Here is a 14,312-nt window from a genome sequence, read left to right as displayed (position 1 = left end):
CAACCCGGCCGGGCACGCGGGTCGGGCGTCGAGGATGACGGTCGGTCCCGAAAGGAGCCGCGGCGAACCGGTTCCGCCCGGCCGCCCCTAGGCTCTCCAGGTGCTGATGCCCGAGGTCGTCAAGGTCGGACCGGCGGGGCTGGGCGCGCGCTCCTGGCGCGGTGGCGGTGGCCGGCCGGTGCTGTTGGTGCACGGCCTGTCGTCCAACGCCCAGCTGTGGGACGGCGTCGCCGCGAGGCTCGCCGAGGCGGGGCACCCGGTGCTCGCAGTGGACCTGCGCGGTCATGGTTCGTCCGAGGACGTCCCGGACACGGACACCGACGACCTCGACGCGGCTCCGACCGACCCCACCCGGTTGGCCGCCGAGGACCTCGCCGCGGCCTGCGCGGACCTCGGGTGGAGCGCGCCCGTCGTCGCCGGGCACGCATGGGGTGGCAACATCGCGCTCCAGCTCGCCGCCGACCGTCCCGGGCTCGTGCACGGGCTCGCGCTCGTCGACGGTGGGTGGTTGCACCTCGGTGACCAGTTCCCCGACCTCGACGCCGCGTGGTCCGTGCTGGCGCCACCGCGGTTCGACGGCGTGACCTCGGCGGCGGTGCGCGCCAGCTTGCACGCAGGCCACCCGGACTGGTCGGACGCGGCCGTCGAAGGGGTGCTGGGCAACCTCCGCGAGCGCGCCGACGGCAGTGTGACGCCGCGGCTGGAGCGCGAGCGGCACCGCGCGATCATCGGCAGCCTGCTCCGGCACCGGCCGCGGACGCTCTACCCGTCGGTGCGCTGCAGCGTGCTGCTGCTCGCGGCGACCGGCGACGCCACCCCGGCCCGGAAACGCGAACAGCTCACCGAGGCGGTCACCGCCCTGGCCGACGCGGAGCTCGTGGAGTTCCGCGGCGGCGACCACGATCTCCACGCGCACCGGCCGGTACGGGTGGCCGAGGAGATCGCCCGGCTCGCGTGACCGGCCAACCGGCCACGAGATCACTTCGTGGCCGAGGAAGCCGCTCGCGATCAGGGCTTGCGGGCGACGCCGCCCCAGGGAGCGTCCGGCACCGCTGCCGGCTGCCCGATGACCGGCACGTCGGGGGTGGCGGCGAGCTCGGGTCGCCACAGCGGAACCGGCCCGAAACCGGGCTCGACGAACTCCAGGCCGTCGAAGAAGCTGCGCAGCTCGTCGGGCGTGCGGAGCTGGTACGGCACCGCGCCGGTCTCGGCGTACTGGTCGTGCGCGGCAGTGGCCTGCTCGGTGGGCACGCCGTCGGAGAGGGCGAGGTAGCTGCCGGAGGGCACCGCTGCGAGCAGCGACTGCACCAGGCCCCGGGCGTGGGCGGTGTCGGCGACGTGGCCGAGGACGCCGAAGAACAGCACGGCCACCGGCCGGTCGAGGTCGATCACCTCGGACGCGCCGCGGAGCACGGTCTGCGGATCGTTCATGTCGGCGTCCAGGTAGCGGGTGCGCCCCTGCGGCGTGCTCGTCAGCAGCGCCCGGGCGTGGGCCAGTACCAGCGGGTCGTTGTCGACGTAGACCACGTTCGCATCCGGCGCCACGGCCTGGGCGACCTCGTGGGTGTTGTTGGCCGTGGGCAGGCCCGTGCCGACGTCGAGGAACTGACGGACGCCCGCCTCGCCGGCGAGGTAGCCGACCGCGCGCATCAGGAACGCGCGCGTCTCACGGGCCGCGGTCAGGATGTCCGGCATCACCTTCACGAACTCGTCGCCCGCCGCGCGGTCGACGGCGTAGTTGTCCTTGCCGCCGAGCCAGTAGTTCCAGATGCGCGCCGAGTGCGGGACGCTCGTGTCGATGCCGGTGCCCCGGACCTCGTCGTCACTCATGCCGGGAGGATGCCACGTCCAGGTGACCGGCCGGTTCCGCGGGCGACGTGCCGCTCACCGTCCGTGGTCGAGATCGCCGATGAACTCCGCCAGCAGGGCGGCGAACTGCTGGGGTGCCTCTTGGTGGGGAGCGTGTCCGGCGCCCGGGATCACCTGGACCTCGCCGCGCCACAGCGAAGGGACGTCCAGCTTTCGCAGGTAGTCGAGGCTGACCAGCTGCTCGTCGCCGCCCTGCACGATGGCCAGCGGCCGGCGGAGCTCCGCAACGATCGCGATCTCGTCGGCGAACCGGGCCGCCCCGACACTGGACTGCAGCCCGGTGCGCGCTGCGCCGTCGGTGGCCAGGATGTCGGACACGAACTCGCCTGTGTCGAGTGGTGAACCGGGCGCGGTGAACCTCTCCGCGGCCAGCGCCGCCTCGGCTTCGGTGACGTGCGCGCTGAAGAGGGCGCCCATCGCCGGGTTCGGCAGGAACGCCTCCGCCAACTGTGCAGGTGACGCGACCGGCGCCGCGCCGAAGATGACGAAGCCGCTCGCGTCCGGCAACATCGGCGCGGCCTCCAGGGCGATCTGCCCGCCCATGCTCCAGCCGACGATGATCGCATCGCGGGCATCGAGCTCCTGCGCGAAGCCGGTGAGCACGGCCGCGTGTCCGGGCAGCGAGTAGTCATCGAGGTCCCCGGCCGGCTCCGACTGCCCGTGGCCCGGCAGATCCAGCGCGAGGCAGCGGAACCGCCGGCCGAGTTCGCCGGTCATCACCGGGAGCCAGGTCCTGGCCGAAGACGAGTTGCCGTGAACGAAGATGACCGCACGACCGTCGTGGTTGCCGTCGTCGGCGTCGCTCTCCAGGTAGGCGATCTGCTGCCCGTTGATCTTCCGGCTCAGCTGCTGCTCCACCCGGCGCCCCTCTGTTCGGTCCACCGGTGTTCCGGCCCCTCACCGAGCCTATTTCTCATCGGGCTGTCGACCACTGGTGGCTCCGCGTCGTGAGCCGGGTGACCACCGCCCGACCGGCGAGCAGCACTGCTCCGGTGGCGAGGCCCCCGACGGCGAGCAGCCACGGGCGCGTGGTCAGGTCCTCGGAGAACCGGTCGCCTGCGAGGAACCCGATGCCGACCAGGACGCCCGACCGCACCATCGTGGTGGGGACCACCCACGCGAGGAAGTGCCGGAGGCCCACCCCGGCGAGCCCGGCCGCGAGGAACGCCGGTACCGCGCCGAGGTCGACGAGCTTGGCGGCGATGACGACCCGGGGCAGGTGCGCGTGGACCTCGCCGGTGAGCGTGTCGCGGCGCTCGTCGGTCAGCCCGAGTCGCGCCAGCACCCGCCGCGGCCGGCCCCGGTCGCCGTGCCGGCCCAGCGCGTAGAGCAGCGTGTCCGCGATGACGTCGGCCGAGACGGCGGCCAGCCACACGCTCCACCACGTCAGCACGCCCGCGCCGGCCAGGGCAGCCGCCGCGACCGTCACGACCGGACCTTCCAGCAGGGCGCCGACCACGACGAGGAGCACCGCCCGCAGCGGATCGTCGGCCAGTGCCGTGATGACCGCGGCCTCGACGCCCGTCACCGCGTGGCCGGGTCGGCGGTACGTCGCGGCTGCCGCGGGACGAGCCCGACCAGCCGGTCGACGAGGCGGAAGCGGAAGGCGGCCCCGAGCACCACGTACCAGCCGAGCACCGCGGGTACGGCGATCACGAACACCTCGGGCACGACCGCGAGACCGAAGGAGGACGAGAGCACCGGCACCGCCGCCACGATCAGGAACGTCACCGTGAGCAGGGCGGTGAGCCAGGCGGGCCGCCGGTCGGGGACCGGCGCGGTCCACGCCGCGAAGAACCGGTGTGGCGGCTTCAGGAAGAGCAGCAGCAGGAACGACGCGAGCGTGACGAAGGCGGACATGCCGGTCTGCGCACCGAGGGTGGCCGCGGCCTCGACGAACCGGGGCTCGCCCCGGGACACACCGGTGCCGGCCTCGAAGCTCGCGAACTCGCCCGCCGCCGTCGCGCCCGTGCCGAGCCTGGCCGGGAGCCAGGCGAGGAGCACCGCGTAGACGAGCGTGCCGAACGCCGCGGTGACGACGGCCACCGGGGCGACGAAGCGGGCGAGCCTGCTGAGGAGGTGCGGGTCGGGGGCGGTCGGGCGCGCCCACATCGTCAGGCACAGCGCCGGGATCCCCACCGTCAGCGCGGTCAGACCACCCTGGGCGGGGGTGTAGGGGAACGCAAGCCCCAGCGCCGCAGTGATCAGGATGACCAGTGCCTGCACGGCGACCCGGGGCAGGAACACGTACAGCGAGGTCGAGAGCCCGTCGATGATCCGACGGCCCTCGGTGCGGGCGGGCAGCAACGCGGCGAACGAGTCGTCGACCAGCACGATGTCGGCGACGTCGCGGGTGACGGGGCTGCCGGAGCGCATCGCGACGCCGACGTGCGCCCGCTTCAACGCGCGTGCGTCGTTGACGCCGTCGCCCAGCATCGCGACGTGGTGCCCGCGGCGGCGCAGCGCGGCGACGACCCGCTCCTTCTGCTCCGGCGTGACCCGCCCGTACACGGTGGTGCGGTCCACCAGATCGTCGAGCGCGTCGTCGTCGAGGGTGTCGAGGACCGGGCCGGCGACCGGGGTGTCGGCCTCGATCCCGGCCCGGGTCGCCAGCGCCGCGACCGTGCGCGGGTCGTCGCCGGAGAGCACCGTGATCGCCACCCCCTTCTCGCGGAAGCGGCGAACGCTCTCCACGACCTCGCCGCGCAGCTCGTCGGCGAGTACGACCAGCGCCACCGGCGCCAAGGCAGGTAGTGCGGGCCGGCCGTCGTCGTCGCGCAGCGGCGCACCCCGGCGCGTGGCCCGCGCCAGCAGCAGGACCCGCAGCCCGCGGTTCGCGCGGTCCGCGACGACCTCGTCGTCGATCTCCGCGACCAGGTGCGGGGTGAGCACCTCCGGTGCGCCGAGGACCCACGCCGCTCCGTCCCGGGTGACCTGCCCGGACCAGCGGAGCGACGAGGTGAAGGCGATCTCGTCGCGCAGCGGCCACGCCTCGCCGGGAAGCTCGGCCGCCAGCGCGGTGCAGGTGAGGTTCGGGTGGGTCACCGAGGCCGCGTAGCCGGCGATCACGGCGCGCAGGTCGAGCGAGCGGTCGTTCCCGAGCGGCCGGAGCTCCGAGACCGTCAGCCGGCCCGTCGTCAGGGTGCCGGTCTTGTCGGTGCAGACGACGTCGACGTGGCTGAGCGACTCGACGGCGTTCACCTGCTGCACCAGGGCGCCGTGCGGCGCGATGCGGGTCGCCCCCCGGACGTAGGCGACGGCGACGAGGAAGAACAGCCCGTAGGGCACCAGTCCGACGAGCACCGCGGTGATCTGCACGATGCCGAGGAACGACTCTCCCCCGAGGACGGCCTGCCCCAGCACCATCACGCTGAGGGCGACGGTGAGGACCATGGTCAGGCGGACGACGCCGTCGATCTGGCGCTGCAGCGGCGTGCGCTCGACCGCGAGCGTCCGCGCCTCGACGGTGAGCCGGCCCGCGTGACTCCGTGCGCCGACGAGCTCGGCGCGCTGCCATCCGTTCCCGGCGACGCAGTGGCTGCCCGACAGCAGGGTCTCGCCGACGCCGTGGGCGACCGGGTCCGACTCGCCGGTCAGCAGCGACTCGTCGGCCTCGACGTGCCCCGCGACCAGCGGCCCGTCGACGACGATCTGCCTACCGGCGCGCACGCGCACCAGGTCGCCGCGGACGACCTCTGCTTTGGGGACGACGACCTCGGCGCCGTCGCGGAGGACCGGGACGGCGGCGTCGTCCAGCAGTGCGAGCCGGTCCAGCTTGCGCTTGGCGCGGCACTCCTGCGCCGCCCCGATCAGCGCGTTGACCAGGCCGATCCCGACGCTGGTCAGGGCGTCGCCCGGGCGGGCCAGTACGAGCAGTACGACACCGATCGAGAACAGGATCGTGGTGTAGGTGGAGAGGACGTGCGTCCGCACGATCCCCGCGTAGCTGCGGGTGGTGCCCGTCACCGGGGCGTTGGTGGCACCTGCACGGCGCTGCTCGGCCACCTGGGCGGCGGTCAGCCCGGTCCCGGGTGCGCTCGTCGTGGTCGGCCGGGCGGGGGAGTCCTCGAGAGGGGGAGCGGGGGCGGGCACGGGCACTCCTGGATGGCGCGGGGGATCAGCTCCACACCACTGTCTCGGGCACCGGTGAACCGTGATCATGATGCGGGTCGGAATCCGGTAAGAGACGGCTCGCGCCGATCTCGATCCCGATCGCGGCGCCGCCACCCGGCCGGTTGCGCGCGAACGCCGTGCCGTCGTGCGCATGGGCGATGTCGGCGACGATGGCCAGACCGAGTCCCGAGCCGGGCAGCGATCGCGCGGCGTCCGCCCGGTAGAACCGGTCGAAGACCCGGTGGACGTCGCCGGCCGCGAGCCCCGGGCCGCGGTCCGAGACGGTGATCGTGCCTCGGCGCGCCCAGATGTCGATCGGCCCGGTACCGCCGGTGTCGAACTTGGCCGCGTTCTCCAGCAGGTTCCCGACCGCACGTTCCAGCGCCTGACGCCGCCCGCGCACCCAGGTGTGGTCGGAGTCGATGCCGATCACCCGTCCGGTCCGCCGCCGGGTCCGGTCGGCGGCCGCTCGGACGACCGCGGCGAGCTGGACGTCGTCCTCCTCCTCGTCCGTGCCACGGGCCAGTGCCAGGGTGATCAGCTCCTCGACCAGGTGGGACAGCTCCCGGGTCTCGCCTTCGACGTCGGCGAGCAGCCGTTCGCGCGACCTCGGGTCGAGCCGGTCGAGGCGGCGCAGGACGCGGGCGTTGGTGCGCAGGCTCGTCAGCGGGGTGCGGAGCTCGTGCGCGGCGTCCTGGATCAGCCGCTCCTGCGCTTCTCGCGACTCCGCGAGCCGTCGCAGCATCGTGTTGAACGAGGACGACAGCCGGGCCACCTCGTCGCGCCCTTCCACCGGCACGTCGCCGCCCCCCGATCCCGCCGCGCTGACGTCCTCGGCGATCGCGGTCAGCCGGACCAGCCGCCGGGCGATCCGGCGCGCCAGTAGCCAGCCGAGCCCCGCCGCGACCACCGTCACCAGCAGGGCGAGAAGGGTGACCTCCTTCGCGAGCCCGCTCAGCACCTGCCGGGACAGGTTGATGTCGATGCCGACCTGCACCGCTCCGCGCCCCCCGCCGAGGGCAGTGGTCAGCACCCGGTAGGCCACGACGTGACTGGCGTCGCCGACGGCCACCTCGGTGGTTCTCGTCGCGCCCCGCACGGTTCCGGAGGCCAGCGCGCGGTCCGCGGGTCCGACGGGGAGGGTCACCGGCCGCCCACCGAGAGGCGTGACGGTGCCATCGGGTGCGATGCGCTGCGCGATCAGCGGCCGGGACCGGTCGTCGCCCCCGTCCGGCGAGCCATCGGGGAGTTCGGCGACCGGGGCGTGGAGCACATCCTCGTACCCGTCGACGACCGCGGTCGCTGCGGTCTGCAGGGCGCGGTCCACCTCGCCGTCGACGCGGTCGACCGCCGAGTAGAACGCGAGTACCCCGACCGTTGCGGCGACGGCGGCGGCGACGGCGGCGAAGGCCAGCGCGAGCCGGGTCCCGAGGTTCACGACCGGCGCACCGTGTAGCCGACCCCGCGGATCGTCCGGATCACGGGCGGGGCGCCCGCGGCGGCCAGCTTGCGCCGCACGTACCCGATGTAGACGGCCAGGTTCTTCGAGTCGACGCCGAAGTCGTAGCCCCAGATCCGCTCGTAGACCTGGGTGTGCTCGAGCACGACCCCCGCGTTGCGCATGAGCAGTTCGAGCAGGTCGAACTCGGTCTTGGTCAGCGTCAGCTCGGTGGCCGCCCACCACACGCGCCGGGCCGCCGGATCCAGTCGCAGGTCGCCGACCGACAGGCTGGGCTCGCGCTCCCCGTCCGGCGGGGCGGCCCGGCGCAGTAGCGCCCGCAGCCGGGCCAGTAGCTCGTCGAGCTCGAAGGGCTTCGGCAGGTAGTCGTCGGCGCCCGCGTCGAGACCGAGCACCCGATCCGGCGTCTCGACCCGCGCTGTGAGCATCAGCACCGGGACCCGGCTCCCGTCCGCGCGCAGGACCCGGCAGACCCCGAGCCCGTCGAGGCCGGGCATCATCACGTCCAGGACGAGCACGTCGAAGGCTTCACGACGAGCACGGGTCAGCGCCTGCACGCCGTCGTCGACCCCGACCACGCGGTATCCCTCGAGCTCGAGCGCCCGGCCGAGTGACTCGCGGATCGCGCGGTCGTCGTCGGCGACGAGCACGGTGTAGGCCATGGCCGTCAGCTGCCCAGCCGGGCTGCGAGCCCGTCGAGAACGATGCCGAGATGCCGTTCGAACCGCTGGTCACCGTCGTCGCGCAGGTGCCCGGCAGCTTTGACCAGTTCGGCGTCCTCGCCCAGCCATGCGTCGCGCCCGGTGAGCGAGTACCTCCCGGGGTCGGTCTCCGCTGACTGCCCCCGCTCCTGTTCCTCGATGACGAAGCCGACCACGAACGCGGTGACCAGATCGGTGGCGTCGTCCGCCCCGGCGAGGGTGAACCCGGCCTCGGTCAGGCGTGCGAGCCATGGCTCCTTCGCCCGCACCACCTCGGGGTCGGAGATGCGCGTGCCGCTGAAGATGCGGGCCCCGTCGCGGTGGAGCAGGTACTCCGCGCGCAGGACGCGGGCGTAGGCGGCGAGGTCGGCCTGCCAGCCGCCGCCGGGAGGGATCTCCGACATGGCGCCCGTGACGCGGCGCATGACGACGGTGGCCATCTCGTCGAGCAGCTCCTGCTTGTTGCGCACGTGCCAGTACAGCGCGGGGGCCTGCACGCCGAGCCGGGCAGCGAGCGCACGGACGGTGAGGGCGTCCATGCCCTTCTCGTCGAGCAGCTCGAGCGCCGCAGCCACGATCCGTTCCCGGGAGATGCCCTTCGCCATGCTTGACACCTTAACAAAGTTCAGGCACGGTGGGTACCGGCAGAGCTGAACTTAGTTAAGGAGTCTTTGATGCGCGCTGCAGTCGTCGGCACCCCGGACGCGACACCCGTCTACGCGGAGTTCCCGGACCCGCAGCAGCACCCCGACCGGGAGCCGCTGCAGCTGGTGGGTGCCGGTCTGCACCACGTCGTCCGGGGGCTCGCCTCCGCCCGCCACTACGGCAGCAACAGGGCGTTCCCGCTCGTGCCGGGGATCGACGCCGTGGCCCGGACCCGCGACGGGCGCCTCGTCTACACGGGCCTTCCCCGGTCGCCGTGGGGCACGATGGCCGAACGCATGGTCACGCCGTTCGACGTGGAGCTGCCCGCCGGGGCCGATCCGCTCGCGGTGGCCGCCGGCATGAACCCGGGCATGTCGGGCTGGATGCCGCTCATCGCCCGCCGCAAGGAGGTGGGCGCGCTCGGCACCGTGCTGGTGCTCGGGGCGACCGGCATGTCGGGCAGCCTGGCCGTGCGGGCGGCGCTGGCCCTCGGCGCTGACCGGGTCATCGCGAGCGGCCGCGACCACGAGGCGCTGGAGCGGCTGCACGGTGTCGACGTCGCGACCGTTCCGCTCGCGCACCGCGAGCCTGCCGCGTGGGCGGCCGCCCTCGGAGCTGCCGTCGCCCAGGCGCCGCCCGCACTCGTGCTCGACTTCGTGTGGGGCCCCGTCGCCGAGGCCGCCTTCGCCGCGCTGGCGGGCACGGGCCCGAGCGACGACGAGACCTCCGACGTCGCGTACGTGCAGATCGGCTCGCTCGCCGGAACCGAGGCGGCCCTGCCCGCCGCGCTGCTGCGCAGCAGGCGGATCCGGGTGACCGGGAGCGGTGTCGGCTCGGTCTCGAAGGCGCAGATGATCGCGGAGGTTCCCGAGGTCCTGGCCCGATTCGCCGACGGCACCTTCGACGCGCCGTACACCGCCTACCCGCTCAGCCGCATCGGCGAGGCGTGGGCGCACCAGGGACGCACCCGAGCCGTCGTCGTCCCGGACTGATCGCGCCGGTTCGAGACACAACGAGGAGGGCACCGTGCAGAAGAGAGCCTTGGTCATCGGGCTGGGGATCGCCGGCATGGCCGCCGCGATCGGGCTCCGGCAGGCCGGATGGACGCCGGTGATCATCGAGCGGGCGCCGGAGCGCCGACGGGGTGGCTACTTCGTCGGGCTGATGCCGGAGGGGCGGCAGGCGGCGGTCGACCTGGGCATCGACGGCCACCTGCACACCCGCAACCCACCCGATGGCGGGAACGCGTGGTCGCTGACCCGTCGTGGGACCCGTGAGCCGGGTATGGGGTTCCTGCACCAGCCGGGCGATCCCGCAGCAGTGCTCCGCGGGGACGTCGAAGCCGCGCTCTGGCAGGCCGTCTCCGGGGACGGAGCGGGTGCCGAACCGGTCGAGGTGCGGTTCGAGACGACGCCCGTCGAGATCGTCGACACCGGCGTGGACGTCCAGGTGCTGCTCGCGGATGCCCGTACCGGCGCGCAGTACCGGGAGAGCGTCGACCTGGTCGTCGGCGCGGACGGGCTGCGGTCGAACGTCCGCCGGATGGTCTTCGGCCCGCACGAGGACTACATGACGACGTGGAACGCGATGATCTGCGCGTTCCAGCTCCCCGAGCAGGTGCCCTCCTTCGCCGCGGCGGACAGCATCATCAGCGCCCGCTCGGGCCGTGCCGTGTGGGTGTTCGGGTTGGCCGACCGGGCCCCGACCGTCCTGCTGACCTACCGCACCGATGACGTCGCCGGCCAGTTCACCGGATCTCCGGTCCAGCGCCTGCGCACCGTCTTCTCCGGCATGGACGACCCCGTGGTGCGGCACGCCCTCGACTCGCTGGAGGAGGCTCCCGAGTTCCTGTTCGACTCGGTGCACCAGGTGAAGATGCCCCGGTGGAGCAGCGGACGGGTCGTGCTCCTCGGCGACGCGGCGTGGTGTCCGAACCTCTACTCGGGGATGGGGGCGACATCCGCCCTCCGAGGTGGCGCCGAGCTGGGCAGGGCGCTGCGGGACAACCCGGACGACCTCGACGCCGCACTGTCCGCCTGGGAGTCGCGGCTGCGCCCCTTCATCACGAAGCACCAGCGGATCGCACGGTTGAAGCAGCAGATGTTCGTGCCGTCGAGCCGTCCCGTCGAGGCACTTCGCTCGGTGGTGCTGCGTCTCGCCATCAAGGCACGGCAGCGACGGCGGGGGAGCGTTCCGGTCGGATGATCTCGGGATGGGGGGCGAGCGGTCAGCCCGCCCTCACCCACCCGCGTAGCGCGCCGAGGTAGGCCTCGGTCAGGCGGACGACGACCTCGCGGCGGGACATGCCGGTCTCCTGGAGGAGGTCGTGGATCTCCCGCGGGTCGTACATCATGTTGTGGAGGAACAACGCGTGCTCGAGCATCTGCGCCGGGAGTCCGAGATCGGCCAGTAGCCCCTCGACGGGACGGCTCCAGGCGTCCCGGACCGCGACGATCGTCTCGTTGCCGTCGTGGAGCCGTTCGAGGAAGCCGCGCCGGGAGCGGAGCTGGACCATCACCGGACCGTGCTCGGCCAGCAGGTCGAGCCACCGGTCGACGACCGCGTCGAACAGCGGGCGGCCCGCGGCGCTGCAGGAGGCGCTGAAGTCCCGCAGCTCCTCCACGACGCCGAGCACGTACGCCGCCAGGACGTCGTCCATCGTGGAGTAGTAGCGGTAGGCCGTTGCCGGTCCGATCTCGGCGCGGTTCGCGACGTCCTTCATGGTCAGCTGGTCCGGCGACTCCCTGGCGATCTGGCCGGCTGCCTCGAGGAGCCGTCGTCGGTTGCGGCGGGTGTCGCTGCGCAGCCTGCGCGCTTCCTGCGACGCCTGCTGACCGCTCACTCGATCTCCTCGGACTCGCCATGACCCGCTGGGAACGATATCTCATTTGAGATATTCGAGTTGGTCCTCGACGTAACGGACGATGCGAGCCGGCCCGGTGCGCAGGTCGTCCTCCGAAGCGGCGAACGAGATCCGCACGTGCCCCTCGCCCGAGGGCCCGCACTCGGCGCCGGCGCGAACCAGCACGCCCCGCTCGGCGAGCTCGCGGGCGACCCGGGTAGAGGCGTCATCGACCGGTCGCCGCACGGCCGCTCCGAGCGGCGAGGACGGCCTGCCGCAGGGCCTCTTCCTTCGCGACGATGCCGTCGACCGAGCCGAGGACCTCCTCGACCCGGCGCCGTGGCACGACGACGACGCCGTCGGCGTCCCCGACGATCACATCACCGGGTGCGACGACCACGCCTCCCACCGCCACCGGGACACCGATCGAGCCGGGACCGTCCTTGAACGGACCGGCCGGGGTGACCGCACGGGCGTAGACGGTGAGGCCCAGCTCCGACAGGGCCCGCACGTCCCGCACCGCCCCGTCGATGACCGCGCCCGTGACCCCGGCCGAGATCATGATCTCGCCGATCAGGTCGCCGATCAGCGCGCGGGTGGTGTCCCCGTGCCCGTTGACGACGAGCACATCGCCGGGATGCGCGTCGTCCAGCGCCCGGTGGATGGCGAGGTTGTCCCCCGCCCGGACGTCGACGGTCAGGGCGTTGCCGAGGAGCTCGCAGCGCTCGGTGACCAGGCGGATCCCGTCGATCACGGTCATCCGGGCAAGGGCGTCGCCGACGTTGGCGGTGGGCACCTCGCCGAGGCGGCGGATGTCGTCCGGCGCCGTGCGCTCCCAGCCGGCGGTGACGGACAGGTTGTCCGTGACTGCGGAGATGAACACGATGAGCGACCTCATTCTCGAGTGAGACGACATTCTCAGATGAGAGAGTACTATGGTTCAATCGCAACGGGCCTCGACGCGCGGCCGGCCCGCTCCACGCGCCGCCCCCCGATCAGGAGGAGTCCTCGATGTCTCGATCCGGCCCCGTCCCTCCGAGCTTCTCGTCGGACCCCGGCAACGAGCTGGTGTTCGCGAACGACCGGGTGCGGGTGTGGGCGATGACCCTCGAGGGCGGCGAGGCCTGCGAGTTCCACCAGCACCACTTCGACCACCTCGTCCTGTGGCCGGAGCCGGGCAGGTCGCAGGGCCAGGAGTACGGGGAGACCGACTGGCGAGTGGCGCAGGAGGCGGAGCGTGGCTTCGCCTTCTTCAGGACCGTCGGACGTGACGGCCCGTTGCCGCCGCACCGGATCCGCAACCTCGAGGACCACCCGGTGACGCACTACATCGTCGAGTTGGTCAGCGAGGAGTCGCCCAGCGCGGGTCCGCTCCCGCACCAGACCAACGGCCGTGGCACGACCTCGCGTCCCCACAGCGTGAAGTAGAGGAGAGGTCATGCTGTCCGACAGTCATCCGAACGCCCTGTGGCTGGCCGCGATGTACCGGGGCGGTGCGGCGATCGCGACCGATCCGAGGCTCAGCGAGGACGAGCGGCTCCGGCGGCAACAGGAGCACGTCATCGAGGTGATGGAGCGGATGTCTCCGGACATGGTGATCCACACCGGTGGCGTGCGCCTGGCGGCGACCGGGGGAATGGACTTCCTGCGCCGCTACGTCGAGCGGCGGGCGAGTCTCGCCGACGCCAACGTCCAACCCCTCGAGATCGACCAGATCCTCGCCGACGACCACTACGGCGTCATCCACGGGACCTTCCGCACGTCACGCGGTGAATGGAGCTGGACGCGCGTCGGCATGGGCGCGTGGCGTTTCGTGGACGGACTGGCTGTGGAGCACTGGGAGCTCTCCGACGGACCGGCGTGGGACGAGTTCTTCCTCGCAGGCGACCCGACGCCGTTCACGGGGTCGGCGCAGGAGTTCTGGACCCGCGGCGTCTGACCGCGCCACCCGTTCGGCAAGGGTGCCGGCCCTCCGCGGTCCGTGGCCGGCACCTACGAGCGTCAGGTCTCGGGAGCACCGATGGCGCGCAGGTGCTCGATCGTGGCCTTCTTGCCCCGCTCGATGTGGTTGAGCATCGCCGAGCCCGCTGCGTCGGCCTCGTGCGCGAGCAGCGCCTCGGTGACCGCCGAGTGGTCGAGCACCGAGCGGTGGCGGCGGTGGATGAACCAGATCGCCTGGTACGGCACGCCCGTCCAGAGCCGGTCGATGAAGTCGTCGAGGAACCCGGAATGGGCGGCCTCGTACACGGCCCGGTGCCACAGCGCGTTGAGGTCGACGATCACCCCCTGCTCACCGTCCTCCTTCTCGGCGGCGGCGCGGAACTCCTCGTGCAGCCCGCGGATCTCCTCGAGCTCCCGCTCGGACGCCCGCTGCGCCGCGAGGCGGGTCGCCAGCGGCTCGAGCGTCTCGCGGAGCAGGTAGATCTCCTCGGCGCGGGGGATCGAGTAACGGGTGACGACGTGTCCGTGGTGGGGGCGGTACTCGACGAGACCGTGCGCCTGGAGCATCCGCAGCGCTTCGCGGATGGGCGTCAGGCTCATCTGCATCTCGTCCGAAAGGCTCTGCAGGGTCAGCTTCGCGCCGCCGGGGAGCTGCCCCCGTTCGATCTGCCGTCGGATCGCGGTGAAGGCCTCTTCGGCCTTGGTCGTCGAACCGCGATCCCGCTTGCCCGGCATCGAGCCC

The 14,312-nt window shown here is 72.8% G+C and carries 16 protein-coding genes; 5 read left to right on the top strand and 11 right to left on the bottom strand.

Annotation, left to right across the window (positions count from 1 at the left end):
• The first annotated feature begins 106 nt into the window (after positions 1-106).
• Entirely contained in the window at positions 107-958 is an 852-nt protein-coding gene (locus FB388_RS19475; RefSeq protein WP_246122583.1) for an alpha/beta fold hydrolase, read from the top strand.
• A gap of 50 nt (positions 959-1,008) precedes the next feature.
• On the opposite strand, the gene FB388_RS19470 is transcribed toward FB388_RS19475, so the two are convergent.
• From FB388_RS19470 to FB388_RS19440, 7 genes are read right to left on the bottom strand one after another with little or no spacing between them, the layout of a single operon-like run.
• On the bottom strand, positions 1,009-1,830 hold the full coding sequence (locus FB388_RS19470) for an SAM-dependent methyltransferase (protein WP_142103623.1): 822 nt from the start codon (positions 1,828-1,830) through the stop codon (positions 1,009-1,011).
• Positions 1,831-1,884: 54 nt separating this feature from the next.
• Entirely contained in the window at positions 1,885-2,727 is an 843-nt protein-coding gene (locus tag FB388_RS19465; protein WP_170225737.1) for an alpha/beta fold hydrolase, read from the bottom strand.
• A 55-nt stretch (positions 2,728-2,782) separates the two neighbouring features.
• Complete coding sequence (locus FB388_RS19460; RefSeq protein ID WP_142103621.1) at positions 2,783-3,397, bottom strand: DedA family protein; 615 nt, start codon at positions 3,395-3,397, stop codon at positions 2,783-2,785.
• Positions 3,394-5,961, bottom strand: a complete 2,568-nt coding sequence (locus tag FB388_RS19455; protein ID WP_246122193.1) for an HAD-IC family P-type ATPase — start codon at positions 5,959-5,961, stop codon at positions 3,394-3,396. The genes FB388_RS19460 and FB388_RS19455 overlap by 4 nt, the downstream gene beginning before the upstream one ends.
• Before the next feature lie 25 nt (positions 5,962-5,986).
• Positions 5,987-7,420 (bottom strand): HAMP domain-containing sensor histidine kinase, encoded by a 1,434-nt coding sequence (locus FB388_RS19450; RefSeq protein WP_142103619.1) that lies wholly within the window; start codon positions 7,418-7,420, stop codon positions 5,987-5,989.
• On the bottom strand, positions 7,417-8,103 hold the full coding sequence (locus FB388_RS19445; protein ID WP_142103618.1) for a response regulator transcription factor: 687 nt from the start codon (positions 8,101-8,103) through the stop codon (positions 7,417-7,419). The genes FB388_RS19450 and FB388_RS19445 overlap by 4 nt, the downstream gene beginning before the upstream one ends.
• Before the next feature lie 5 nt (positions 8,104-8,108).
• Positions 8,109-8,747, bottom strand: a complete 639-nt coding sequence (locus FB388_RS19440) for a TetR/AcrR family transcriptional regulator C-terminal domain-containing protein (RefSeq protein WP_142103617.1) — start codon at positions 8,745-8,747, stop codon at positions 8,109-8,111.
• Positions 8,748-8,816: 69 nt separating this feature from the next.
• On the opposite strand from FB388_RS19440, the gene FB388_RS19435 reads away from it, so the two are divergent.
• Together FB388_RS19435 and FB388_RS19430 are read left to right on the top strand one after the other, a co-directional pair.
• Positions 8,817-9,779, top strand: a complete 963-nt coding sequence (locus tag FB388_RS19435) for a zinc-binding alcohol dehydrogenase family protein (RefSeq protein ID WP_211362109.1) — start codon at positions 8,817-8,819, stop codon at positions 9,777-9,779.
• A gap of 34 nt (positions 9,780-9,813) precedes the next feature.
• Entirely contained in the window at positions 9,814-10,992 is a 1,179-nt protein-coding gene (locus FB388_RS19430; RefSeq protein ID WP_142103616.1) for an FAD-dependent monooxygenase, read from the top strand.
• A gap of 22 nt (positions 10,993-11,014) precedes the next feature.
• Here FB388_RS19430 and FB388_RS19425 read toward each other — a convergent pair whose 3' ends face one another.
• From FB388_RS19425 to FB388_RS19415, 3 genes are read right to left on the bottom strand one after another with little or no spacing between them, the layout of a single operon-like run.
• The gene (locus FB388_RS19425) at positions 11,015-11,629 is read right to left on the bottom strand and encodes a TetR/AcrR family transcriptional regulator (protein WP_142103615.1); all 615 of its coding nucleotides are present in this window, start codon (positions 11,627-11,629) and stop codon (positions 11,015-11,017) included.
• A 42-nt stretch (positions 11,630-11,671) separates the two neighbouring features.
• Positions 11,672-11,875 (bottom strand): hypothetical protein, encoded by a 204-nt coding sequence (locus FB388_RS19420; protein WP_211362388.1) that lies wholly within the window; start codon positions 11,873-11,875, stop codon positions 11,672-11,674.
• Positions 11,856-12,512, bottom strand: coding sequence for an RraA family protein (locus FB388_RS19415; RefSeq protein ID WP_246122191.1), 657 nt, complete (start codon positions 12,510-12,512; stop codon positions 11,856-11,858). Before FB388_RS19415 ends, FB388_RS19420 begins: the two co-directional genes overlap by 20 nt.
• Before the next feature lie 128 nt (positions 12,513-12,640).
• Between FB388_RS19415 and FB388_RS19410 the strand changes: the two genes are divergently transcribed.
• A complete protein-coding gene (locus tag FB388_RS19410) occupies positions 12,641-13,057 on the top strand; it encodes a hypothetical protein (protein ID WP_142103613.1) in 417 nt (138 codons plus the stop codon).
• A 10-nt stretch (positions 13,058-13,067) separates the two neighbouring features.
• A complete protein-coding gene (locus FB388_RS19405; protein WP_142103612.1) occupies positions 13,068-13,568 on the top strand; it encodes a hypothetical protein in 501 nt (166 codons plus the stop codon).
• A gap of 62 nt (positions 13,569-13,630) precedes the next feature.
• Here FB388_RS19405 and FB388_RS19400 read toward each other — a convergent pair whose 3' ends face one another.
• Positions 13,631-14,305, bottom strand: coding sequence for a GntR family transcriptional regulator (locus FB388_RS19400; protein WP_142103611.1), 675 nt, complete (start codon positions 14,303-14,305; stop codon positions 13,631-13,633).
• Positions 14,306-14,312 lie beyond the last annotated feature (7 nt).

It is taken from the genome of Pseudonocardia cypriaca, assembly GCF_006717045.1.
In the GTDB taxonomy this organism is placed as follows: domain Bacteria; phylum Actinomycetota; class Actinomycetes; order Mycobacteriales; family Pseudonocardiaceae; genus Pseudonocardia; species Pseudonocardia cypriaca.
This window is presented reverse-complemented; position numbering and strand designations above follow the sequence as displayed.